Source organism: Idiomarina abyssalis, assembly GCF_900116625.1.
Classification (GTDB): domain Bacteria; phylum Pseudomonadota; class Gammaproteobacteria; order Enterobacterales; family Alteromonadaceae; genus Idiomarina; species Idiomarina abyssalis.
In genome coordinates, this window is the sequence record NZ_FPBE01000001.1 from 730,866 (window position 1) to 754,218 (window position 23,353).

Annotated in this window: 29 protein-coding genes and 1 riboswitch; of the genes, 17 read left to right on the top strand and 12 right to left on the bottom strand. The window is 46.9% G+C overall.

Translation table 11 applies throughout. From position 1 onward, the window contains the following. Positions 1 to 35: 35 nt before the first annotated feature. Together BM359_RS03555 and BM359_RS03560 are read left to right on the top strand one after the other, a co-directional pair. On the top strand, positions 36 to 758 hold the full coding sequence (locus BM359_RS03555) for a sulfite exporter TauE/SafE family protein (protein WP_054488028.1): 723 nt from the start codon (positions 36 to 38) through the stop codon (positions 756 to 758). Positions 759 to 798: 40 nt separating this feature from the next. Next, complete coding sequence (locus BM359_RS03560) at positions 799 to 3,276, top strand: bifunctional diguanylate cyclase/phosphodiesterase (RefSeq protein WP_074930770.1); 2,478 nt, start codon at positions 799 to 801, stop codon at positions 3,274 to 3,276. Positions 3,277 to 3,287: 11 nt separating this feature from the next. Here the strand turns inward: BM359_RS03560 and BM359_RS03565 are convergent, their stop codons facing one another. Then, positions 3,288 to 3,554 carry a DksA/TraR family C4-type zinc finger protein gene (locus BM359_RS03565; RefSeq protein ID WP_054488030.1) on the bottom strand — a complete coding sequence of 89 codons (267 nt, stop codon included), beginning with the start codon at positions 3,552 to 3,554 and terminating at the stop codon, positions 3,288 to 3,290. Between the two features lie 107 nt (positions 3,555 to 3,661). Between BM359_RS03565 and BM359_RS03570 the strand changes: the two genes are divergently transcribed. From BM359_RS03570 to BM359_RS03580, 3 genes are read left to right on the top strand one after another with little or no spacing between them, the layout of a single operon-like run. Next, on the top strand, positions 3,662 to 3,964 hold the full coding sequence (locus BM359_RS03570; protein ID WP_054488032.1) for a putative signal transducing protein: 303 nt from the start codon (positions 3,662 to 3,664) through the stop codon (positions 3,962 to 3,964). 31 nt (positions 3,965 to 3,995) lie between these two features. Further along, a complete protein-coding gene (locus tag BM359_RS03575) occupies positions 3,996 to 4,733 on the top strand; it encodes a ZIP family metal transporter (protein WP_054488034.1) in 738 nt (245 codons plus the stop codon). Between the two features lie 20 nt (positions 4,734 to 4,753). Then, on the top strand, positions 4,754 to 5,176 hold the full coding sequence (locus BM359_RS03580; protein ID WP_054488036.1) for an MAPEG family protein: 423 nt from the start codon (positions 4,754 to 4,756) through the stop codon (positions 5,174 to 5,176). 21 nt (positions 5,177 to 5,197) lie between these two features. Here BM359_RS03580 and BM359_RS03585 read toward each other — a convergent pair whose 3' ends face one another. Further along, the gene (locus BM359_RS03585; protein ID WP_054488038.1) at positions 5,198 to 5,854 is read right to left on the bottom strand and encodes a Fe2+-dependent dioxygenase; all 657 of its coding nucleotides are present in this window, start codon (positions 5,852 to 5,854) and stop codon (positions 5,198 to 5,200) included. A gap of 88 nt (positions 5,855 to 5,942) precedes the next feature. On the opposite strand from BM359_RS03585, the gene BM359_RS03590 reads away from it, so the two are divergent. From BM359_RS03590 to thiH, 11 genes are all read left to right on the top strand, one after another. After that, complete coding sequence (locus BM359_RS03590) at positions 5,943 to 6,737, top strand: hypothetical protein (protein ID WP_054488040.1); 795 nt, start codon at positions 5,943 to 5,945, stop codon at positions 6,735 to 6,737. Positions 6,738 to 6,872: 135 nt separating this feature from the next. Further along, entirely contained in the window at positions 6,873 to 7,265 is a 393-nt protein-coding gene (locus BM359_RS03595) for a c-type cytochrome (RefSeq protein WP_054488043.1), read from the top strand. Between the two features lie 33 nt (positions 7,266 to 7,298). Continuing rightward, complete coding sequence (locus BM359_RS03600; protein WP_054488046.1) at positions 7,299 to 8,456, top strand: multicopper oxidase domain-containing protein; 1,158 nt, start codon at positions 7,299 to 7,301, stop codon at positions 8,454 to 8,456. Between the two features lie 11 nt (positions 8,457 to 8,467). After that, entirely contained in the window at positions 8,468 to 9,220 is a 753-nt protein-coding gene (locus BM359_RS03605) for a formylglycine-generating enzyme family protein (RefSeq protein ID WP_054488050.1), read from the top strand. Next, complete coding sequence (locus BM359_RS03610; RefSeq protein ID WP_054488052.1) at positions 9,213 to 9,839, top strand: SCO family protein; 627 nt, start codon at positions 9,213 to 9,215, stop codon at positions 9,837 to 9,839. The genes BM359_RS03605 and BM359_RS03610 overlap by 8 nt, the downstream gene beginning before the upstream one ends. 43 nt (positions 9,840 to 9,882) lie before the next feature. Then, positions 9,883 to 10,001, top strand: a riboswitch (TPP riboswitch). 83 nt (positions 10,002 to 10,084) lie between these two features. Further along, complete coding sequence (gene thiC, locus BM359_RS03615) at positions 10,085 to 11,788, top strand: phosphomethylpyrimidine synthase ThiC (protein WP_054488055.1); 1,704 nt, start codon at positions 10,085 to 10,087, stop codon at positions 11,786 to 11,788. Further along, entirely contained in the window at positions 11,788 to 13,302 is a 1,515-nt protein-coding gene (gene thiE / locus BM359_RS03620; protein WP_054488057.1) for a thiamine phosphate synthase, read from the top strand. Before thiC ends, thiE begins: the two co-directional genes overlap by 1 nt. Beyond that, a complete protein-coding gene (locus BM359_RS03625) occupies positions 13,292 to 14,050 on the top strand; it encodes a HesA/MoeB/ThiF family protein (RefSeq protein ID WP_054488060.1) in 759 nt (252 codons plus the stop codon). Before thiE ends, BM359_RS03625 begins: the two co-directional genes overlap by 11 nt. Continuing rightward, positions 14,034 to 14,234, top strand: coding sequence for a sulfur carrier protein ThiS (thiS, locus tag BM359_RS03630; RefSeq protein ID WP_054488062.1), 201 nt, complete (start codon positions 14,034 to 14,036; stop codon positions 14,232 to 14,234). The genes BM359_RS03625 and thiS overlap by 17 nt, the downstream gene beginning before the upstream one ends. A 3-nt stretch (positions 14,235 to 14,237) precedes the next feature. Next, the gene (locus tag BM359_RS03635; protein WP_054488064.1) at positions 14,238 to 15,008 is read left to right on the top strand and encodes a thiazole synthase; all 771 of its coding nucleotides are present in this window, start codon (positions 14,238 to 14,240) and stop codon (positions 15,006 to 15,008) included. Continuing rightward, positions 15,005 to 16,147, top strand: a complete 1,143-nt coding sequence (thiH, locus tag BM359_RS03640; RefSeq protein WP_054488066.1) for a 2-iminoacetate synthase ThiH — start codon at positions 15,005 to 15,007, stop codon at positions 16,145 to 16,147. Before BM359_RS03635 ends, thiH begins: the two co-directional genes overlap by 4 nt. Here thiH and BM359_RS03645 read toward each other — a convergent pair. The 3 genes from BM359_RS03645 to BM359_RS03655 are packed head-to-tail and all read right to left on the bottom strand — an operon-like array spanning position 16,098 to position 19,698. Beyond that, positions 16,098 to 16,775 (bottom strand): hypothetical protein, encoded by a 678-nt coding sequence (locus BM359_RS03645; protein ID WP_054488069.1) that lies wholly within the window; start codon positions 16,773 to 16,775, stop codon positions 16,098 to 16,100. The two genes, thiH and BM359_RS03645, sit on opposite strands and share 50 nt — an antisense overlap. Continuing rightward, positions 16,729 to 18,021, bottom strand: a complete 1,293-nt coding sequence (gene eno, locus BM359_RS03650) for a phosphopyruvate hydratase (RefSeq protein WP_054488070.1) — start codon at positions 18,019 to 18,021, stop codon at positions 16,729 to 16,731. Before eno ends, BM359_RS03645 begins: the two co-directional genes overlap by 47 nt. 39 nt (positions 18,022 to 18,060) lie before the next feature. After that, the gene (locus BM359_RS03655) at positions 18,061 to 19,698 is read right to left on the bottom strand and encodes a CTP synthase (protein WP_054488072.1); all 1,638 of its coding nucleotides are present in this window, start codon (positions 19,696 to 19,698) and stop codon (positions 18,061 to 18,063) included. 159 nt (positions 19,699 to 19,857) lie between these two features. Here BM359_RS03655 and BM359_RS03660 point away from each other — a divergent pair, with 159 nt between their 5' ends. After that, positions 19,858 to 20,493: a cation diffusion facilitator family transporter gene (locus BM359_RS03660; protein ID WP_054488074.1), complete on the top strand. Its 636-nt coding sequence runs from the start codon at positions 19,858 to 19,860 to the stop codon at positions 20,491 to 20,493. A gap of 22 nt (positions 20,494 to 20,515) precedes the next feature. Here the strand turns inward: BM359_RS03660 and BM359_RS03665 are convergent, their stop codons facing one another. From BM359_RS03665 to BM359_RS03700, 7 genes are all read right to left on the bottom strand, one after another. Then, positions 20,516 to 20,842 carry a MazG nucleotide pyrophosphohydrolase domain-containing protein gene (locus BM359_RS03665; protein WP_054488076.1) on the bottom strand — a complete coding sequence of 109 codons (327 nt, stop codon included), beginning with the start codon at positions 20,840 to 20,842 and terminating at the stop codon, positions 20,516 to 20,518. Beyond that, positions 20,842 to 21,075 carry a hypothetical protein gene (locus BM359_RS03670; protein WP_054488078.1) on the bottom strand — a complete coding sequence of 78 codons (234 nt, stop codon included), beginning with the start codon at positions 21,073 to 21,075 and terminating at the stop codon, positions 20,842 to 20,844. The genes BM359_RS03665 and BM359_RS03670 overlap by 1 nt, the downstream gene beginning before the upstream one ends. An 11-nt stretch (positions 21,076 to 21,086) precedes the next feature. Further along, a complete protein-coding gene (locus BM359_RS03675) occupies positions 21,087 to 21,293 on the bottom strand; it encodes a hypothetical protein (protein WP_054488080.1) in 207 nt (68 codons plus the stop codon). An 11-nt stretch (positions 21,294 to 21,304) separates the two neighbouring features. Beyond that, positions 21,305 to 21,757, bottom strand: a complete 453-nt coding sequence (locus tag BM359_RS03680) for an energy transducer TonB (protein WP_054488082.1) — start codon at positions 21,755 to 21,757, stop codon at positions 21,305 to 21,307. Positions 21,758 to 21,900: 143 nt separating this feature from the next. Then, complete coding sequence (locus BM359_RS03685; RefSeq protein WP_054488084.1) at positions 21,901 to 22,482, bottom strand: DUF2238 domain-containing protein; 582 nt, start codon at positions 22,480 to 22,482, stop codon at positions 21,901 to 21,903. A gap of 18 nt (positions 22,483 to 22,500) precedes the next feature. Further along, complete coding sequence (locus tag BM359_RS03690; RefSeq protein WP_054488086.1) at positions 22,501 to 22,857, bottom strand: DUF488 domain-containing protein; 357 nt, start codon at positions 22,855 to 22,857, stop codon at positions 22,501 to 22,503. 242 nt (positions 22,858 to 23,099) lie between these two features. After that, a complete protein-coding gene (locus BM359_RS03700; RefSeq protein ID WP_054488090.1) occupies positions 23,100 to 23,324 on the bottom strand; it encodes a hypothetical protein in 225 nt (74 codons plus the stop codon). Positions 23,325 to 23,353: the final 29 nt, after the last annotated feature.

Consider the following 23,353-nt stretch of genomic DNA (forward strand, 5'->3'; position numbering starts at 1 on the left):
GCCGTTTTCAGAATTTACAGATAAAAGAGGTTAATTTGGAGTATTTTGCTGCTGCTTTGGTGTTCTTTTTTGCTGCCTTGCTACAGGGTATCAGCGGCTTTGGCTCTGGACTGCTCGCCGTGCCAATTCTTGCTCTTTGGTTCCCAATTAGCGTTCTTACTCCAGCACTGTCTGTTATAAATATTATTGTCGGCGGCTGGATCTACTGGAAGAACAGAGAAGCAGCGCGACCCTCGCAGTGGAAGTGGCTCATTCTGTCCGGCGTTATCGCCTCTTTAATTTCAGGCTCTTTGCTATTAACCGTTAATGAGCAGCTTATTAAACTCATTCTTGGGTTTGTGATACTTGCTGTCGCACTTATTTTGGCCAGCGGTAAGCAACTACCTACGGCTGAGCATGCTCCCGGTCACATTGCCGTAGGCACTGGCTCTGGGCTACTCAATGGTTTAATGACTTTAGGCGGCCCTCCCATAGTATTATTTTTGGCCAATGCTCGTATCCCTAAACAGCAGTTCCGAGCCACCCTCAGTCTATTTTTTTGCTGTATCGCTATTGCAAATGTCGCAAACTTTTCACGTCAATCGATCTACGCTGAACCGCACCTTTATCTCATTTTGACCTTATTGCCCTGTGCCCTGATTGGTGCCAGTGTCGGCCATAGGCTTCAGCACCAGGTGTCAGAAAGACGTTTTCGTCAGTTTACTCTCGTACTTATGATACTTTCGGGCCTAAGCGTCGTAATACAAAGCATTAAATAGTCTTAGTACTCAAGCCACCTGCTCTGGTAAAGTCAAAGTTATGCAAGACATTCTTTATACATTTTTTGATTTGGGTCAGTTTGCCCAACTGCCACTGACGGGTTCCCATCACTCAGGTTTGGTGGCGCTATCCTACTGTGTCGCATTATTAGCTTCCTATACCGCCATTTTAACACTTGAGCGAGTGCAGTTTCATTCAAAAAATACCTCTCGATACAGCTGGCTGTTGGTCAGTTCAATTATTGCAGGCATAGGCGTCTGGAGTATGCATTTTATTGGTATGCTTGCCTTCGAGCTCAACTTACCAATGAACCATGGCGTAGGCCTAACCTTACTTTCCATCATTCCGGCAATAGTCGGTAGCTTTTTCGCTTTAAAAGGGCAAATAGCCTCGCCATCGGTGCGTCAGACTTTATTCGGAGGAACCGTTTTAGGTGCCGGCATAGGGCTCATGCATTATACGGGTATGGCAGCAATGATATTGCCAGCATCTCTGCGTTACGATCCTTTATGGTTTCTGTTTTCTGTCGTTGTCGCTGTTTCGCTGGGCATAATTGCGTTGCTTACCTACCGTCGATACCGACACGCAGAAAACATGACGTTAAGTAAACGTCGAACGGTGCAAATTATCGTCGCGGCCATTATGGCATTGGCAATATCCGGAATGCACTATACCGCCATGATTGCCGCTAACTTTTATCCAACGGGCGAATCGGAAACTCTGTTTACTGGCCATAGCAGTTGGCTTGCATACGGTGTGGGTATTGGCGCTGCTTTCAGTGCGTGTATGGCAATTGTTGCAACCCGAATTGATCACCGTATTCAGCAACAGCAAAAATTAGCTCAAATGTCTGCCAAACAGCTTTATGAGGTCATCAGTGCAATTGATGATGGACTGCTGTTATTTGATGAACGCAACCGCGTCCTTCTCGCTAATGAAGCCTTCGCAAGGCTAACCGGTGATAACCTGGATAAAATTAAGGCTCAAAAGCTGGATATCGAACACTATCTCGAACACGCGAGTGAGTTATTAGAATATATACAAAGTACACTGGACAGCGGTAAAGCCTGGCATGGCAAAGTCGAAGTGAAGAAACGTTCAGGGGTCAGCTTTCCAGTACGTTTAAGCATTTCCGAAGTGCGTTACCAGGATCAAAAAGAACGTCATTTCGTTGCCACAGTAACAGATATCACCGCAGAGGTTGAGGCCAGCGAACGTATACGAAACCTAGCTTATAACGACGCATTAACCGGACTGGCAAACCGTCGCTCATTACTGGACCATCTACACCAAGAGCTGACAGATTGTGAGAAAAGTGATGAAACCGGCGCCCTAATTCTTTGTGATATTGATAAGTTTAAAATACTTAATAATACTCTGGGCTCGGATATGGGCGACCTGTTACTGAAACGTGTGGCAGAAAGATTACAAAACTCCACCAAAAGTAACTCTTTTCTCGCTCGTTTAAGTGCTAACGAGTTTGCAATTGTTTTAACTGGAATAAGCAGTGGTAACCTTGCCAATGTAAAGCAACAATTATTAACCCGAATTTATCAGTTACAGGAACAACTCCAGCAACCTTATCAACTGAATAGTTATACTCACCTATGCTCTTTTAGCGCCGGAGCCTCGCTTTTCGAGGACAGTCAACTAAACGCAGAAACTTTAATGACACAGGCAGGGCTGGCGTTATCTCACTCTAAGCGCAAAGGCATTGGTGAGGTCTCACTTTTTCATCAAGAGCTTGCTGATGCCGTAACAAAGCGAGTGAAACTCGAAGAACAGTTACGCCATGCCATTAAGCAACAGGAGTTCGAGCTCTACCTGCAACCTCAGGTAAATTCCGTTGAAAAGATAACCGGAGCAGAAGCACTTATCCGTTGGCCACAAAAGAACGGCAGTTTTATCTCTCCCGCCGACTTCATACCACTTGCGGAAGAAACGGGATTAATCATCCCTTTGGGTTATTGGATAACGGAACGAGCTTGTAGCATTTTGCAGCAATGGCAACAAGACCCGGTTAAATCCACTTTGCAGTTGTCAATCAATGTCAGCGCTAAGCAATTTCAACAGCCTGACTTTGTTGAGCAAGTAAAGGGATTAATCAAAGCATATGCAGTCAAAAAGCATCAACTGAAACTGGAATTAACGGAAAGTTTGCTCATGGATGATATTTCCGATATTACGAACAAGATACAGCAGCTAAAAGAGGTAGGCGTCGAGTTTGCACTGGATGACTTCGGAACCGGCTATTCTTCCCTTTCTTACCTTATGCAAATTCCGTTCGATACACTTAAAATTGACGTTTCTTTTGTTCGCAATATGTTAGACAGCGAAGAAAAAGCACAGATTGTTCATACCATCATTCAGTTAGGGGAAAGCCTGAAACTCAGCATCGTTGCTGAAGGCGTAGAAACTCAGCAACAGTTCGATTATTTATCGAGCTTGGGCTGTAGTAATTTTCAGGGATATCTATTCAGTAAACCTCTGCCTGAGGCTGAGTTTTCTAAAAGCTAGAATTCCACTATTTAACGAAGTTGGCTGTCTTTACTTCCGCGTCGATTAAAGCTGCCTTCGCGTGAATCTTGCTTATCTTGCTCTGCCTGACAGTCGACACATAAACGAACACCGGCAATAGCTTCTCGCCGGGCCTGAGGAATGGGCTCACCACACTCTTCGCAATACTCCAGGCTCTCGCCATCCGATAATTGGCTTCTTACCCGTTTTACTTCGTCTTCTGTGCTTGCATCAATTTGTTCCTGCACCGCACCATCGTGTGACCAGCCACCGGCCATAATTAACTCCTCAAAGCAAAATGGAGAACACAAACGAACTCTTAGTCTGATACATTAATTATAACGTAAAAACCACAAACACTTTAGTGACAGCCGAAGAAGGCCTTATGAAACTTATTTATACGCGCGAAAACAAACTATTGGTGGAAAACGCCCGTAACTTACTGCAAATGGAAGGTATTGAAACAGTAATGAAGAACGAGTTTTCCAGTGGTGCGGCGGGTGACCTGGCGCCACAAGACACCTGGCCTGAGCTTTGGCTAGTCGATGAGATACAATTGGACAAAGCCAAGGCATTGCTTGAGAGAATGGAAGAACAAGCTGAAGGTGATGACTGGCGCTGCAATAACTGTCAGGAAGTTAACGGAGCCGCTTTTGAGGTTTGCTGGAGTTGTGGAAGCCCGGCTTAACTAACTAAAAGTAACTGAGGGATATCATAATATGCTGCTATGGATTCTTGGCTTTACGTTATTAGGCAGCTTAGGTGCTATCTTTTGCGCAGGCCTTTTTCTGACCTTCCCGCACAGTGTGCGTAAGTTATTAACGCCCAGCTTAATGAGTTTTGCCACCGGTACCCTGTTAGCTGCGGCTTTTCTTGGCATGATACCCGCCGCCTTAGAACTTGCTGACGGTTATCAGGTATCGGCCAGTGTACTGGCCGGTATTATTTTATTCTTCGTAGTAGAAAAGCTGATTCTCTGGCGCCACTGCCGCGACCGCGACTGCGATCCTCACGAACGTGCAGGCCCCTTAATTCTTATTGGCGATGCCGTGCATAACTTCACCGATGGTGTCGTTATTGCCGCGGCTTTTCTCACCTCTGTGCCTTTAGGCATTGCCACTGCGTTAGCAATCATAGCGCATGAAATACCGCAAGAAGTCAGCGACTTCGCTATTTTACTGGAGAGCGGTTTTGAGCGGAAAAAAGCACTTTTACTGAACAGCCTGGCCTCATTAACAGCCATCCCCGGTGCTTTAATTGCCTATTTCTGGCTTGCTCAGGTCAGCTCCGCTGTTCCCTATGTATTAGCAATTTCCGCTTCAAGCTTTATTTATATTGCAGCAGCGGATCTTATTCCAACGCTGCAGCGACAACACAACCCTGCCTCATCGGTTCGGCAGTTTATTATGATAATCATTGGCATCGCAATTATCGGCTGGGTAAATACCCTGGCTTAATTTGAAAAAGGAGACATAACATGAACGGAAGTGAAACTTATACTATGGCTTATTGGGGTGTGCTCATTGCGCTGGTCATTTTGCTGGTTCAATGGCTTATAGCCAGTGGCCAGAAAGCCAAACAACCGGGGGCCGTACCCGGAAAAATTGATGACTCACTCAGTCACTCATCTTTTGTATTTCGTGCTCACCGCACCTTAATGAATTCACTGGAAAACTACCCATTGATGCTGGGAACGGTATTTCTTGCCTTTTTCATCGGCACCAGCGCTTTCTGGACTGGGTTATTCATCTGGGTATTCGCAATTGCGCGCTTAATTCACATGATTCTCTACTACAAAATTGCTACAGAGAAAAACCCAAGCCCACGCAGTTATTTCTTTATGATTGGCCTGGCAGCCAACGTCGCTTTACTGATTTTGTGCGGTATAACCCTCGTCTGAGTATGTTTCTAAAAGGGCTGATTAAACATCAGCCCACTCTCTTAGCAGGTTATGAAATACTTTCGTCAGCCGGTCAAAGTTTTCAGATTTACCATTGGTATCGAACTCTGCTTTTAGGGATTGCTCCAAATCAAACAGCAGTTCTCTGTGGGAAGGCTGCTTCACTAAGCTCTGTACCCAACCTATCATCGCCAACCTCTCCCCTTTTGTTACCGAATTAACCCGATGGAGGTAATGACTTGGATACATGAGAATATCACCCTGCCCCAGACGCCAGCTTCGCTCACCACTGGTATCCTCGATGACTAATTCTCCGCCTTCAAAATCAGACAATGGTGACAAGCCCAGAGTAAAGGAGATATCGGTTCTTACCCCGTTCATTAAAGAGTCATCCATGTGCGTTCCATAATAATCACCCGGCTGGTAGCGATTAATACTAACTCGCGCAACCTGCTTAGGTCGCATTACTGATTGCACCAGGCTATTTTGCTGCAGCCTGTCCAGTAGTACCTCAGTTGCGGCCTGTGATTTCTTGCCGGCCAGTTGCTGATTATTTTTCACATCCTTTGCCGCCCAACCAGCCGTGCTTATACCGTCACTAAACTGACTGACATCCAGGCCGGAAACAACGCTGCTTATGGTTTCTTTATCAATAGCATTGCTGATTTGTAATATCATACTGCTGCATTTCCAACTTGCGAATAGTTATCATTTCTGCAAATATACAGAAGTTCACTCTTTTAAAAAAGCTTACTAAGGTTTTTCTATGTTTGAAAAGAAAAAAGTCTGGTTAGGTGTTGGTAGTGTTCTCGCCACCACCGTAGCCGCCTCACAAGTATCAGCCACGGCGCTCACGCAACCCGGTGCGGCACCCACTATGTTTATGGCAGCCCCGATGGCAGAAGGCGAAATGGCGGCTCCTGAAATTGATTTAAACACGAATGATACCGCCTTTCTGGCGCAGCTTGGCTTTATCCGCGGGCATTTGTGGGTAGGCATGAAACTTTATGAACAAGGTCACATTGAAATGGCCAAGACTCATATGAAACACCCCGGCGATGAGCTTTACAGTGGCCTGACTGAAGCCTTTGAAGCCCGTGGCTTACCGGGTTTCGCTGAACCTTTGAATACACTGGCAGAAAGCGTGATTAATGACCAGAGTAAAGACGTTGTTATGAATAATTACAACGAACTCCGGGATGCTATCAGCGCTAATGAGCCCATTGATAATATGTCAGCTAAAGACGTAATACTCAGCGTTTCATCAATGCTCATGGTTGCAGCCGACGAATATGCCATCGGCATCCAAAATGGCGAGGTTGCAAACGTACACGAATATCAGGATGCCATGGGCTTTAAAGAGATTGCGTTGGATCGTTTGAATCGCATTAACGATGCAGAAGCTAATAAAGCCCAGGATGCAATCAATGAAACCCGCCAGGTCATTAATAACCTGAATAACCTCTGGCCGACTACCACTCCGGAAGGCAAAATTGAAGGCGAACCCAGTAAAATTTATGGGGCTGCGTCTCGTATTGAATTAGAAGCACGCAGTATTTAGTACTCCTTTCTTAGTTTTGGACCTACTCCCATTATACCCATAGGAGTAGGTCTTTCTTACCTCTTCATATCACTAGCTAAAACCCGCCACAGCGCTATTCTAGGGGCATCTTAAGTCAGTCACTAAGGTGTCATTATGAGCATTCATTCTTTCGTTAAAGTATCACTCATCGCAGTGTCACTTGCTGGTCTATTTATGAGCCAGTCAGTCAGTGCCAGCGACGGCGAAAACGTTTACAAAAAATATTGTCAGGCCTGCCATCAGCCAAACGGTAAAGGTATGCAGGGTATTTTCCCTCCGCTGGCAAACAACCCAAACCTTAAAGATAAACCTGCTTATATCACAGAAGTCATCATTAAAGGTAAGTCTGGCCCTATCACTGTCAACGGAACTAACTACAACGGCTCCATGCCGCCCATGGGTTATTTAAAAGACGCCGATATTGCGGCGTTAGTTAATTACATCAACACAGAACTGGTGCAGGGCAGCGAAGAAACAACTGCCGATGCGGTTAGCAGTTTACGTTAAATCTATTTATTAGTTGTTAAAGGAAATATCACTATGAAAACTCTCAGCTTATCCATTATCAGTGCGTCTCTGCTAGCCGCTATGGCTTCTGTATCAACTCCTGCCACTGCGACAGACATGAAGCTTAAGCACGACAGCGAGTACGTTATTGACGGTAAAATCTATGGCCTGCCAGAAGCTAAGGTCTATCGCGAAGAATACAACGGTCCAGCGGTTGTTGGCAACTATCTGACTTCAGTTCCCCATTTAGCGGAACTGGATTATGAAGGTAATAAAACTCATGACGTACGCATGGATGTTTTCTCTCAACAAGTTGAAGTTGCTCCTGGCGTCAGTTATTCAGCCTGGACATTCGGCGGCTCAGTACCTGGTCCGGTATTGCACGTGCGTGAAGGCGACCGTGTCATTTTCAAAATGAAAAACCGCTCTGATGAAGAAGTGGTCATTACTAAGCCGGTTAAAAATGGTTCACCTTTCTTCCAGCAAATACAGGACAACCCTTACCAGAATAACCAGCCTGTCATTAACCCTATGCCACACTCTATGGACTTTCATAGCGGCACAGTAGCGGCGGAAGACAAGTGGCGTACCATTTCTCCGGGTGAAACTATTGAGTTTGAATGGATAGCCAACTACGCCGGTACTTACATGTACCACTGTGGTACTTCCAGTGTGCTTATGCACACAGCTATGGGCCAGTATGGTGCGGTTGTTGTATCGCCCAAAGACGGTTACCCAACTGATAAAGACGTTGATCACGAGTACGTTTTGGTGCAATCAGAGCACTATTTGGAAGAAGCGGCTGAAGGTAATTATATTTACAACCACGGCGCAGCGCTCGATCGTCAACCAAGCCACGTTACCTTTAATGGCCATGTTGCAGCTCTTAGCGACAACCCATTACGTGCAAACGAAGGTGACCGGGTACGCCTACATGTATTAAACGCAGGCCCGTCCGGCACATCAAGCTTCCACGTTATTGGAGCCATTTTTGACCGCGTGTGGTACGAAGGCGACCCGCGTAACGAGTGGTACGGAATGCAAACTGTTCTGCTGGGTGCCAGTAACAGTGCAACCATCGACTTTATTGTTCCGGAAGAAGGCATTTACAAACTGGTTGATCATGAATTTGCTGATGCAGAACGTGGTGCAGCTGGTGCGTTAATTGCCGGCCCTCGTAAAGAGAAATAAGGGGAAAGGTTATGGTTAAGTGGCTTGGAGTTGCAGGTGTTTTGTTTTCACCGTTAGTGCTCGCGGACCCAGTCCTGATTAACGGTGGTCCTTTCGAACCTCCGGTATTACTGGACAAAGAGCGCCTCAGCATTGAAGTGGACAGTTTTATGCTGGATGCAACTCCGGTCACTAACCAAGCTTACCTGGAATTTGTACATGAGAACCCTCGTTGGCAGCGAGATAACATCGCTGCCCTGTTCCACGATGGAAACTATCTGAAACACTGGCGTGGGAACACCGCTATTGCAGAGGATAGAGAAAACGAACCTGTGACTTATGTTTCCTGGTTTGCCGCACGAGAATACTGCGCCGCTCAAGGTGGTCGGTTGCCCAGTCTTAATGAGTGGGAATATGCTTCTGTGCAATACCGGCAACAGCAAAACATTAGTGACAACGACTACGCACGCAAACTGTTTGCCTGGTACAGCCAGCCACACACGAGTAAACAACAAACTGTTGATCCAAACGCAGACCAACTGATGCACATGCACGACCGCGTCAACGAATGGGTGAACGACTATCAATTATTATTAAGTAACGGCGATGATGTCGATTTGCTCTCCGGTTCTTGTGGCGACGGAGCGCGCTTTATGTCCAGTTTTACCAACGCCAATTACGCCACATTTTTCCGTTATCAGTCTCGCAGTGATTACGCTCCTCAAAGTGCAACCAGCACTATGGGATTCCGCTGCGCATACGACCTGGAGAACGACCATGAATAAATTCTTTCAACTTACTGCTCTGGCTTCATTGGTGTTCTCTGCGCAGTTAATAGCGCAAGATCATTCACACCACAATAAGCACGGTGACCATAGCAATCACACAACAATGAATGCGGCAGAAGTGTCTCACTCCCAGTCGGTATACCAAATTGATGCGTCCTGGAAGACACATCAAAAAAATGAGTTAAAACTGTCTGAGCTTGAAGGAACACCGGTAATTATTTCGATGATTTACGGCAGTTGCACCACCGCCTGCCCGGTGTTGGTTCATGACGTAAAACGCTTATACAGCAAGCTGGACGAAGATACCCAAAAGCACGTTAAGCTTGTTATGGTGAGCTTCGACACTAATCGCGATACACCCGAGGCACTAGCCGACTACGTTAAGCAATATAAGCTTAACAATGACAACTGGCTGTTTCTGAATGGTTCAGAGCAGGACATCAGAACACTTGCTACAGTACTTGGAGTGAGATACCGCCAACGGCCTGACGGCGATTTTGATCACAGCAATTTGATCACCATTCTCGATAAGCAAGGGGTTATTGCTGAGCGTATAGAGGGCTTAAGCCAGCCGATGGATAAGCCTGCAAAAGTTGTCACTAAACTGGTTAGATAATAACGGCGGTTGCATTCGCTCTAAGATTTTGTTCCACTAAAAAAGAATCTTGTCGGAGTGCCGGTTACTTTATTGAGTAAGTAGTCGGCTGAGACCGCAATTGCGGGATCCGTTGAACCTGATCAGGCTAATACCTGCGAAGGGAACAAGAGAGCATCAGCATGACACAACCGTCGTTTCTGCGCTGGTGTTCCTTTCAACACTCCTGACAAGCATCTCTAACATCAACAAAATGAGAGAATGCTATGTCAACTGCACCATCGAATAACCGTTTAAACCGCCAACAGGCTGAATCTTTTTTATCCTCACTTTCCGGGCATTATTACCCTAATTCCAGCCGTGAATTTCTGTCCGGCACTAACGATATCCAGGTGCCCTTTCGTCGCATTCATTTAAGCGAAACCTTGCACCAGCCCACGCCTGGCGTTAAGTTACCACCAAATGAACCGGTGGATGTCTATGATACCTCCAGTGTCTACGGCGACCCGGAAGCTAAAATCGACGTCAAAGCGGGTTTGAAAAAGGTTCGTGAGAACTGGATTCAGCAACGACACCGCGACAGTCAACAAAACAATCACGGTATTACTCAACTGACCTACGCCCGACGTGGCATCGTTACGCCCGAGATGGAGTTCATTGCACTGCGCGAGAATATGGGTCGGGAGCATCTGGAAAACCCCATAACGCCCGAGTTTGTTCGCGATGAAGTTGCCAGTGGGCGCGCAATTATACCCGTTAATACCCACCACCCGGAATCAGAGCCAATGATCATTGGACGCAACTTTTTAGTGAAAGTGAACGCCAATATCGGTAACTCCTCGGTCAGTTCGTCCATTGAAGAAGAAGTTGAGAAGCTGGTATGGGCCACGCGCTGGGGCGCTGATACCGTTATGGACTTATCTACCGGCCGTAATATTCACCAAACTCGGGAATGGATCTTACGCAACAGTCCAGTCCCTATTGGTACTGTCCCTATTTACCAGGCATTAGAGCGCGTAAACGGCATTGCCGAAGATCTGAGCTGGCCAGTATTTAAAGACGTACTGCTGGAACAGGCTGAGCAAGGAGTCGACTACTTTACGATTCACGCCGGCGTACTGCACGACTTCATTAAACTGACCGCAAAGCGGGTTACCGGCATTGTTTCGCGCGGCGGTTCAATTATGGCGAAATGGTGTATGGCGCACCAGCAAGAGAGCTTTCTTTACCAGCACTTCCGGGATATCTGCAAAATTTGTGCGAAATATGACATATCACTGTCTTTAGGTGACGGCCTGCGCCCCGGATCAATAGCCGACGCTAACGATGAAGCTCAGTTCGCAGAACTTCGAGTACTCGGCGAGTTGACTCAAATAGCCTGGGAATACGATGTGCAGGTGATGATAGAAGGCCCAGGCCATGTGCCCATGCATAAAATTCAGGAAAATATGGATGAGCAGTTAAAGCATTGTCATGGCGCGCCGTTCTATACCTTAGGGCCGCTAACCACCGATATCGCCCCCGGTTACGACCATATTACTTCAGGTATTGGTGCTGCCATGATTGGCGCTTTTGGCTGCGCCATGCTCTGCTACGTAACACCGAAAGAGCACTTAGGCCTGCCCAATAAAGAAGATGTTAAACAAGGGATGATCGCGTACAAGATAGCCGCTCATGCCGCCGATTTAGCCAAAGGTCACCCGGGTGTTCAGGCGCGGGATGACGCTATGTCAAAAGCCCGCTTCGAGTTTCGCTGGGACGATCAGTTTAACCTGGCGTTGGATCCTATAACCGCTCGCAGCTATCACGATGAAACACTGCCGCAGGATTCGAACAAAACAGCACAATTCTGCTCTATGTGCGGCCCTAAATTCTGCTCAATGAAAATTTCTCATGAGGTGCGTCAATACAATCCGGACACTCGCATTGATGTAAAAGTAAAAGATGCGGCGACCGAAGGAGCAGAGTAATGTCGGTAGCTGTCGTATGGACCGTCGCTGGTTCTGACAGCGGCGGTGGCGCAGGCATTCAGGCGGACTTGAACACCTTCCGCAGTCTGAACGTGCATGGCTGCAGTGTCATAACCACAGTGACCGCTCAGAACTCTGTTGAAACCACCGGGTTATTCCCTTTAGCTGCTGACGCCATTCGTCAGCAGTTAGAATGCCTGCAACAGGACATGCCCCCTGCTGCGATAAAAATTGGGTTGCTTAGTAATGTGCAACAGCTTCAGTGTGTGGCTGACTTTTTAAAGCAATGGCCTGATACCCTTCCCCGACCTTTCGTGGTTTGGGATCCGGTCGTTGTCAGCACTCAGCAGGATAGGCTGTCAGAGCTGCTCCCGGAACACTGTACGGAGTTGCTCCCACTGGTTGATATTATGACACCGAATTTGGATGAGCTCAGTTGGTTGAGCGGCGTAGAAGTTATTGATGAAAACTCAATGTGTCGCGCCGCCGAAAAACTCTTTCATGCGGGACTAACTCAGATCCTTATCACTGGTACTGAGCTTGGTCACTCCGATGAAATCTCTGACTATTACCTTAGCGCCGATGAGCATATTCAGTACATTCAGCAAAAGCTGGAAACAAAGCACAGCCACGGAACAGGTTGTACCTTGTCTTCTGCCATTGCCGCGGCACTAGCACATGACTATCCACTTGAGGATGCCATAACAGTCGCTAATGCCTATGTCCATCAGGGCCTGATTGAGGCGAAAGGTATAGGCCGCGGACCAGGCCCTGTTGCTCATACACACTGGCCACAGAAAATTAAACATTTTCCAAGGATTAAAACGCCGGAGTTGCCCTGCGTTGACCTCCAGTTTCCCAGGCTGGACAAGGAACCCGGACTGTATCCGGTAGTAGATTCTTATGAGTGGATAGAAAAGCTCTTAAAACTGGGCATTAAAACGCTTCAGCTGCGTATTAAAGACCCAGATGCTCCTCAGTTGGAAGCCGCTATTAAAAAAAGCATTCAGCTGGCGGAGCAATATTCAGCTCAGTTGTTTATTAATGACCACTGGCAACTCGCTATTAAGCACAGCGCTTATGGCGTGCATTTAGGTCAGGAAGACTTAACGGAAGCTAACCTTCACGCTATTCAGCAAGCAGGGTTGCGGCTGGGCATTTCCACTCACAGCTACACCGAGTTATTAATTGCTCAAGCGTACACGCCCTCTTACATCGCTCTGGGTCATATCTTTCCAACTCAGACCAAGGCTATGCCGTCTAAACCCCAAGGTCTGGAGCGACTGCGCCGCTATGTCGCGTTATTAGCGCCAACGAACATACCGGCAGTCGCTATTGGTGGCATTTCTTTAGATCGCGTAGCTGCCGTAAAAGCTACCGGAATTAACGGCATAGCGGTTGTTAGCGCGATTACTGCTGCGAACGACGTCGAGCAGGCTGTCCATCAGTTACTCACTGCGATGGACGCTGAAGCCGAAATTAAGGAAGAGAACGAGGCTGCCCATGCTGAGTAACGAACAACTTCTGCGCTACAGCAGTAACATACTGATGAAAGAAATAGGCGAAGTTGGACAACAGCGTTTGCTCAAAAGGCATGTGCTGATTATTGGATTGGGTGGTCTTGGTTGTCCTGCCAGCCAATATCTGGCGTCATCGGGCGTTGGGCAAATCACACTGGTCGATCATGACACCGTCAGCCTCAGCAACTTACAGCGGCAAACACTCTATTCCAGCGATGATATTGGCTTGTCCAAGGCGCGGCAAGCTGGTCATTATTTGTCGCGGTTAAACCCGGACATTCGTATCACCGCTATTGAAGAAAAGGCCTATGAAGAAAACCTGGACGCGCTCGCCGAACAAGCCGATTTAGTCCTCGACTGCACCGACAATCGTGAGACCCGGTACCTGATCAACCAAAGCTGCTACCACCTCAATACGCCGGTAGTTTCTGCTGCGGCGCGCGGCTTTAACGGGCAACTTATTGCGCTTAACCCGGAGCATTCCCACGGCTGTTATCAGTGTCTATATCCTGACGATATTAACGAACCACTGAACTGCAGTAACGCGGGTATAGCCGCTCCTGTTGTGGGCATTATGGGATCCAGTCAGGCGCTACAGGCAATTAATTATTTTACCGGACATAAGCTTGCCTGGGGTTACCTGCACACCTTCAATGGATTATCGCAAAACTGGCAACAACTCTCTTTACCCCGGGCCGCTTCATGCCCTGTATGCGGAGGTCAAAATGCGCATTCAAATTAATGACAAAGATTTTGAAATCACTGAAAAAAGCAATTTATCGCAGCTATTGTCTGCTCAGAACGTAGATACCTCGGCCGTTGCCGTCGCTTTAAACGGACAAATTATACACCGGGAACAATGGCAACAAACCGAGCTTAAAAACAACGATACCATTACACTTGTTCAGGCCGTGGCCGGAGGTTAAACCATGCTGAAAATAGCCGATCGCGATTTTCATTCCCGCTTACTCATAGGCTCAGGCAAATACAGCAGTGCGGACGTTATGCAGAAGTCCCTTGCTGCTTCCGGTAGCGAATTAGTAACGCTGGCGTTAAAGCGCGTTGAACTTGAACGCCCCACTGACGATATTGTCACGCCTATACAAAACTTAGGTTTACAGCTTTTGCCAAACACCTCTGGTGCCAAAACTGCACAAGACGCTATTTTTGCTGCACGCCTTGCCCGTGAAGCTTTAGGTACCCATTGGCTTAAACTGGAAATACACCCCGACCCTAACTACTTGCTGCCAGACCCCATAGAAACCCTAAAAGCCGCTGAAGCTTTGGTAAAAGAGGGCTTTACCGTACTGCCCTACTGCGGTGCTGATCCGGTCTTGTGTAAACGCTTGGAGGAATTCGGCTGCGCGGCGGTTATGCCGTTAGGCGCCCCCATAGGTTCAAACCAAGGCCTGATTACTCGAGACTTCCTACGGATTATTATCGAGCAGGCATCGGTGCCGGTCATTATCGATGCCGGTATTGGTGCACCCAGCCACGCCGTTGAAGCCATGGAAATGGGCGCAGACGCAGTGCTGGTGAATACCGCCATAGCCACCGCGAATAACCCTGTCGCCATGTCAAAAGCCTTTCGCGATGCGGTTATTGTTGGGCGTCAGGCCTTTGAAGCAGGCTTAAGTCAAAACGCTTCGCTAAAAGCGTCCGCATCCAGCCCGTTAACGGAGTTTCTGGAGTCGTTATGAGCTTTTACACTGTCTGGGAGCAAACCAGCTGGGATGATACCCGCCTGCAGCTTTACAGTAAAAACGCGGCTGACGTTGAAACCGCCTTAAGCAAAAAACATCTGAATACGGACGACTTCATGGTCTTACTGTCGCCGGCGGCGGAGCCTTATCTGCCCCTTATGGCCGAACGCTCACAGCAACTGACCCGGCAGCGTTTTGGTAATACCCTGCACCTGTTCATTCCGCTGTATTTATCAAACCTGTGTGCTAACGACTGCAGCTACTGCGGCTTTTCCATGAGTAATCGCTTAAAGCGTAAGACCCTGTCGCCAGCTGAAATCGAGCAGGAATGTCAGGCCATAAAAGCCAAAGGTTTTGACACCCTGCTGATAGTGACTGGCGAGCATGAAGCCAAGGTAGGTATTGATTACTTTCGTCAGGCGCTCCCCATTATCAAACGCTATTTCAGCTATGTCATGTTTGAAGTGCAGCCATTGGCTACCCATGAATACGCTGAATTACGCACGCTGGGTCTGGATGCGGTTATGGTGTATCAGGAAACTTACCAGGCCGCTACCTATGCTAAGCATCATTTAAAAGGCAAAAAACGCGACTTTCGCTGGCGGCTTGAAACACCTGACCGCCTGGGGGAATGCGGTATCGATAAAATTGGCCTCGGATCGCTGATTGGACTGGAGGACTGGCGTATCGACAGCACCTTTACCGCCATGCACCTGGATTATCTACGGAGACGCTACTGGCGCAGTCGTTATTCATTGTCATTTCCCCGGCTACGTCCCTGTGCCGGAGGTGTCGATAACGCAAAAACAATTTCTGATAAACAACTGGTTCAGTTAATTTGCGCCTACCGGTTGCGCTTCCCGGATGTCGAGCTCAGCCTTTCCACCCGCGAACAACAAGCGCTTCGTGATGGGTTATTCCGGTTAGGTGTGACCTCGGTCAGTGCGGAATCAAAAACACAGCCTGGCGGTTACGCCAATGAGAAACAGGAGCTCGAGCAGTTTTCGATAGACGACGATAGGCCAGTAAGTGAGGTGGCACAAGCAATAAAAGCGAAAGGATTACAACCGGTATGGCAAGACTGGCTTAACGAGCTATCCGCAATGCCACCTGAAACTTTTTCCAGTCCAGAGTAGCGACCAATAACAACTCACGCAGCGTTAAGGTGCGTGGGTTAATGCGTCCTTTATGATTCCACTGATGTCCACAGCTGGCTGCGGTCATAATGCGCTTATTGGGCTTCAGTAAGGTATCCTGACTGTGCTCACCCTGTCCGGAAAAATCAAACCAACCACGGTAGTTAAGGTGCAGGCGCTTTTTATCAGGATCCACCCGGTCAATACTGTCCAGCATTATGGTCGTGAATTCAGGGGTTTGATAACGAACCGGAACCACCAGGCCCAAAGCCGCATGTTTAGCAAACCACTGACTCTGCCCTTCGGCAGATATACCGGCTGACGGAACTTTTGTCGGCTGAGGGGCTTGCCAGCTGGCGTTCTGAACATCCAGTTTTAACGGCGAATGTTGTACCGCGTTAAGACAACCATGAGCGGCGTGACGAATATAGTGCGGAAGACTGGCTAAACGACGTTGCAAAGCCGCAACAGGCATATCATTAACCTGCGCAAGTTGCGGTAATTCGCGTTCATACAGCGCTGAACACAGCTCGGCAAAATCGCCTTGCTGTGCCAGCGGCTGAAATATGTCCGCCTGTTGATTAGCCAGCGTTGACTTCCTGTCGTCCGCGGTAAGGCGCTTGGCCATTCAAATCGCCCTCTATACGCAATAATTGGTTGTACTTAGCAACCCGGTCAGAGCGACACAGTGAGCCGGTTTTAATTTGACCCGCTGCGGTGCCTACTGCTAAATCGGCAATGGTGGCGTCTTCGGTTTCACCCGAACGGTGAGAAATAACCGCCGAATAACCCGCTTCGCGCGCCATTGCTATAGCTGCTAAGGTTTCTGTCAGGCTACCAATCTGATTAAATTTAATCAAAATTGAATTGGCAATCGACTTATCGATACCTTCTTTTAAAATACGCGTATTGGTCACAAACAGGTCATCGCCGACCAACTGCACTTTGCTGCCCAGTTTTTCGGTTAAGACTTTCCAGCCGTCCCAGTCGCTTTCATCCAGGCCGTCTTCAATAGAAATAATTGGGTAACGATCGCAAAGCTCTGCCAGGTAGTCGGCAAACTCTTCCGCAGTAAAGGACTTGCCTTCACCAGACAATTCGTATTTACCATCACGGTAAAATTCAGAGGCCGCGCAATCCAAAGCCAGGGTAATGTCGCTGCCCATTTTATAGCCCGCGTTTTCAACCGCTTCGACAATAACCTGCAAGGCTTCTTCGTTAGACGCCAAATTAGGCGCAAAACCACCTTCGTCACCAACTGCCGTACTTAAACCGCCCTTCTGCAAAACCTTTTTCAGAGCATGGAACACTTCAGCGCCCATACGCAGGCCTTCTTTGAAGCTTTCAGCGCCAACCGGCTGGATCATGAACTCCTGAATATCCACGTTATTATCCGCATGTTCACCGCCGTTTAAGATGTTCATCATTGGCAATGGCATGCTGTATTTACCGCTGGTGTTGTTCAGGTTAGCAATGTGTTCGTACAGCTCGATGCCTTTACTCAAAGCCGCTGCTTTCGCCACCGCCAGAGAAACAGCCAGAATGGCGTTAGCACCCAGCTTTTCTTTGTTATCAGTACCATCGAGCTTTAGCATAATGTTGTCGACAGCGTTCTGGTTAGTTGCATCAATACCGTTTAATGCTTCAGCAATAGCACCATTAATATTGGCAACCGCCGTTTCAACGCCCTTGCCCAGGTAACGCGACTTGTCACCGTCACGCAGCTCCAGAGCTTCACGTGAACCGGTTGAAGCGCCACTTGGTGCCGCTGCACGGCCCATATGGCCCGACTCTAAATAAACGTCAGCTTCAACGGTTGGGTTACCGCGGGAATCCATGATTTCGCGACCAATAACTTTAACAATATTACTCATGCTTTAATCCTGTTTAATGCTTAATCATTAGCCGGGTTATTAACCCAAACGCTCTTTATGAAATTCGCCTGCAGCTTCTATAAAGCCTTTAAATAACGGGTGCCCGTCACGTGGTGTTGAAGTGAACTCCGGATGGAACTGTACCGCAACAAACCAGCGGTGTTTCGGGTTTTCCAGAATCTCAACCAACTGCTTGTCGTGCGAGTAACCCGTAATTTTTAAGCCAGCTTTTTCCAGCGGCTCAATGTAATGGTTGTTCACTTCATAGCGGTGGCGATGACGCTCTTCGATGGTTTCTTTGCCATACATTTTAAGCGCTTTAGAACCTTTTTCTAAATGACACTCCTGTGAACCAAGACGCATCGTCCCGCCTAAGTCAGAGTGCTTGTCGCGCAGTTCTTTCTGACCACTGGCGTCCATCCATTCCGTGATAAGACCAACTACCGGGTCACTGCAATTTTCATCAAACTCAGTGCTGTTAGCACCGGTTAAACCAGCAACATTACGGGCAAATTCAATCATTGCCACTTGCATACCTAAGCAAATGCCTAAGTAAGGAATGTTATTCTCGCGTGCGTATTTCGCCGCAATAAGCTTGCCCTCAATACCACGATCACCAAAACCGCCTGGCACCAAAATAGCGTCCACATCTTCAAGCTTAGACGTACCTTTGGTTTCTAAGTCTTGTGAGTCGATGTAACGAATATTTACCGTTAAACGGTTTTTAAGGCCGGCATGAGCCAGCGCTTCGTTCACCGACTTATAAGCGTCAGGCAGTTCAACGTACTTACCGACAAAACCGACGGTCACTTCACCATTCGGATTAGATTCTTGATACAGAACCTCTTCCCATTCATGCAAGTCGGCTTCAGGGCAATCTAAATTAAAGCGTTTGGTGACTATGTCATCCAAACTCTGGGCCTTTAACATAGAAGGAATTTTGTAAATGCTGTCTACGTCGCGCAAGCCAATAACCGCTCGCTCTTCTACATTGGTAAACAAAGCAATTTTCGAACGCTCTGTTGCCGGTAAGGAGCGATCCGAACGACACACCAGTACATCTGGCTGAATACCAATAGAACGCAGTTCTTTCACAGAGTGCTGAGTCGGCTTGGTTTTCACCTCACCTGCAGCGCCTAAGAATGGCACCAGAGTCAGGTGCATAAATAAGGTGTGATCACGACCTATTTCCGTGCCCAACTGGCGAATAGCTTCAAGGAAAGGTTGTGACTCTATGTCACCTACCGTGCCGCCAATTTCAATAATGGCAATATCAAAGCCTTTACTGCCTTCAATAACACGACGTTTAATTTCGTTGGTAATGTGAGGAATGACCTGAATGGTCGCTCCTAAAAACTCACCTTTACGCTCACGGCGGATAATGTCTTCATAGACACGGCCGGTGGTAAAGTTGTTGCTGCTGGTCATACGGTTGCGAATGAAACGCTCGTAGTGTCCCAGGTCAAGATCGGTCTCAGCTCCGTCTACAGTGACAAAAACTTCACCGTGCTGAGTTGGGCTCATGGTACCCGGATCTACGTTAATGTAGGGGTCCAGCTTCATGATGGTAACGTTGATGCCCCGTGCTTCTAGAATTGCCGCCAGAGAGGCTGCAGCAATGCCTTTACCCAGCGAGGATACAACTCCGCCGGTTACGAAAATATAGTTTGTCGCCATGTGATACCTAGTTGGTCAGGTCAAATTTGGGATTGCATTCAGACGGGAAAGTAGTATACCGAAAGACCACCCTAACAACAAATAAAAAGCACGCCGCCTAGTCTTTTGCAAAGCTCTTTTGTTAGTATAGCGCCAGCCAAACCCATCTGGAGTTACCTTATGTCATCCTGCTGTGGCACCACCGCACAAGAACACATCGATAAAGCACAAAGACGATTGTTATGGACTGTACTGGTTCTTAACGGCGTTATGTTTTTCGTTGAATTTATTGCCGGTTGGTTAGCACAGTCCAGTGGCCTTATTGCTGACTCACTGGATATGTTGGCCGATACATTGGTTTATGCGGTCAGTTTATACGCAGTTGGCAAAGCCATTAAATACAAGGCCAATGCCGCAATTTTTAACGGTACACTACAAACCGTCCTAGCGCTGATGGTTTTGGCTGATGTGTTGCAACGTTTAATTTTTGGCAGCCAACCCAATGCAAACATGATGTTATGGGTGGCAGGCTTAGCGCTGGTGGTTAACGTGCTTTGCTTTGCGCTTTTATACAGTTCCAGAAACGGTGATATTAATATCCGCGCCAGCTGGATATGTTCTCGCAATGACATGCTCATGAACACGGGTGTAATTGCTTCTGCTCTGCTGGTTGCTCAGCTAGACATGGCATGGCCAGATTTACTGATAGCCACAGTAATTGCTTTAATTGTGCTGCGCTCTGCAATACGCATTATTCGCGATGCTCGAGCAGTAAAAGCCGGTGATAAAACCGATATTTCGGGATGTTGTGGTTAATTTTCTCGCTAAAACTTAAAGTTCATCGACTTTTTGTCCAGGTTCGTTGCTTATTCTTCGCTTCTTTCGCTAGAAAAGCTTTTTCAAGATCTACGTTGTAACGGTTAGCAATAGCGCATAAATAAATAAAAACATCTGCCAGTTCATCATTGACCTCACCGATCTCAGATTGGTGATCTATCGCTAGCCCTTCAACTTTTCTAACAGCATTAAATAACTCACCCACTTCCTCTCCGAGTAGCAAGCACTTGTCTTTAACGGTTTGTTCAGAAAAACCCCGTTCCGCTTCAAGCTCAGTAACATAATCCTGAAAATCGGCTAAAGTAGGCTGGCTTTTTAAAGTCGGCATTATTTCTTACGCTCTCTAGCTTCCTTTTCTTTTTTGCAGTTAATTTGGTCTTCAGGATGACCATAACTGCACTCTTCTTTCATTTCCCCCAGAATAAGTGCCGCTCCTGTATAGATAGCCGCCGTAGAAGGTTTATCGGAAGAGTCGGTAGGGTGAGTCAAATAGTAAAGCATGTCCGAACTTGTGCATCCGGATAAAAATAAAGCGCCGAGAAGTAATAAAACTTTATTCATATAAAAACCTTTTATTCTGAGACCCGAACGTCATTTTTAATCACTAATGCCGCTATATAGACTAACGCTAAGGGTGGAATGAAAGCTAAAATAAAACCGATTAAGGTTGCTAGCTTAGGTGTCTGGGTTTTACGCTTCCCTAAGTAATAGCTTAAAACAACCATTATCGGAATAAAAACTAGAGCCACCTGGCCTAAAAGTGTTGCATTAATATTCAAAACTTAACTCCCTATTCAGTCCGCTCTATAGATGAGCAGTTTTCTTTATATTCGGGGTCATCAGGGATTTCTTTCATAGCAAAGTTTAACTGAACGGTCTTTAATATCGGTGTACGCTCCGAATTTTTTTCAGTTGCTTCCCACCTCCATTTTTGAAGTGCTGCGACTGCGTAGTCATCAAATACGCCCTTTGGATAAGATGAGCGAACTTCATACCCTTTAGCGCGTCCATCTGAACCAATACCTACAGCAACATTGACGCAACCGGACACATCATTCCGCGCGGCTGAAGCCGGGTATTGAGGAGGGATATGTTTGCTGATAGTCCAGTACTCATCAGCAAGTTCCGAGTGCTCCGCAGCTGACAGATCCAGGAATTTTGTCTCTGTCTTATCGCTCTGAGTATTTGAGCTACAAGAAATAACGAATAGCGTGCTCGCAAAAATAATACTTACTTTTTTCAACGCCCTGTCCTTAAGCTTAAATAGCCTTCCAATGCAAAGTTGAAACATTATTTATACAGAAGTGTATACCTAATTAAAAGATCAGTTCATGATCTCTAAAGAGATTCCGCTAGAAAAACATCACGAATACTTCACATGAAACCTTATTTACTTTTAAGTTGCTTATCATGGCTCTTGGACAAGATAAACAACGAGAGAATGGCACCAATCAGAGCAAACCCCATGTCAGATTGAGTATCCCAAGCGTAACCCTGAGTACCAAGAAAGGCTTCAGCATCCTCACCGGTTGCAAGGGCAACCCACCATTCCAGTAACTCGTAAAAGGCGCTAAAGGCCAGGCATATTGAAACAATAATAATGTTGCGCCATACAGCACCATTCACAATGTTTTTTCGAATTAATATTTCTCTTGCCAACAGCGCAGGGACAAAGCCCTGAAAGAAGTGACCTAACTTGTCATAGTTATTTCGCTCTGCGCCGAATAGCCCCTCGAAGAAAGGTACTTCCGCGTATGTGTAGTGTCCGCCCACCATTAAAACCACACAATGCGCCAGAATGAATGCGTATAGCAAAGGCGTTAAACGAAATGAATTATAGGTGAGAGCCAACAGCACAGCCCCAATTACCGCCGGAGCTACTTCAAGCAACCAGGTAAATGGGTCTTTAGGGTTAATACCCGACCAGACTAAAACTATGGTAAAAATCACTATCCAGAGGTATTTCATGGGAGTCTCCTAGTGGCACTACTCGGAGTGCAGCTTATTTAAATACTCTTTCAACACCACGGCATTATTGTGCTCAGTATCTTTAGAGGAATAAAGCAATGTGACTTTCTCACTACTAGCCTTGCTTGCTAAGTCGCGTAAGGCTTCTTTATGTTTTTTTAATTCAGATAGGTAGCGATTGCGAAATTCGCCCCACTCAGAACGATTACTGTGAAACCATTTACGAAGCTCATCGGAAGGCGCTATGTCTTTTATCCATTCATCAAGTTTGGCTGCGTCTTTTGAAATGCCACGAGGCCACAGCTTATCCACCAAAACTCTGTAACCGTCGTCAGATGATGGGTCGTTATAGATGCGTTTAAGCTGGATAGTCATACTCTAACTATTCCTTGTTCGCAGTGTCCCTTCGTAGCAACTTAAATACTCGCTGATATAACCATGTGGCGGCCATTGCAATTGCTACAAACACGCCTAAATCAATTAGGAAATTAGGAATATTGAAGCCATCACTTATTGGGTTGTACTTTGAGCCTAAGTTATACATAAGTACTTCAGTCAGAATTACAGCAATAATAATAGGTACAACAGTAGACCCAAATGGCTGCCGAGTAGTTGACTCACTCATGGCTATGCTCCCGAATATCCGTTAGCACGTTCTTCACTAAATTTGCACATGCGCCAACAATAATTATCGGCATCAGAAAAATGAGCAGGTAATTCATATCGCCGGCAAATATTGAAATGACTTGGATAAAAACAACAGGTACTACTGCCAGGAAAATTGCAAAACCTGTGTGCTTTTGAATAATGGAGTTAAGTTCTTTTTCAGTTAGGTTAAGCACTGCATTTCCTTACTTTTATAATTAACTTG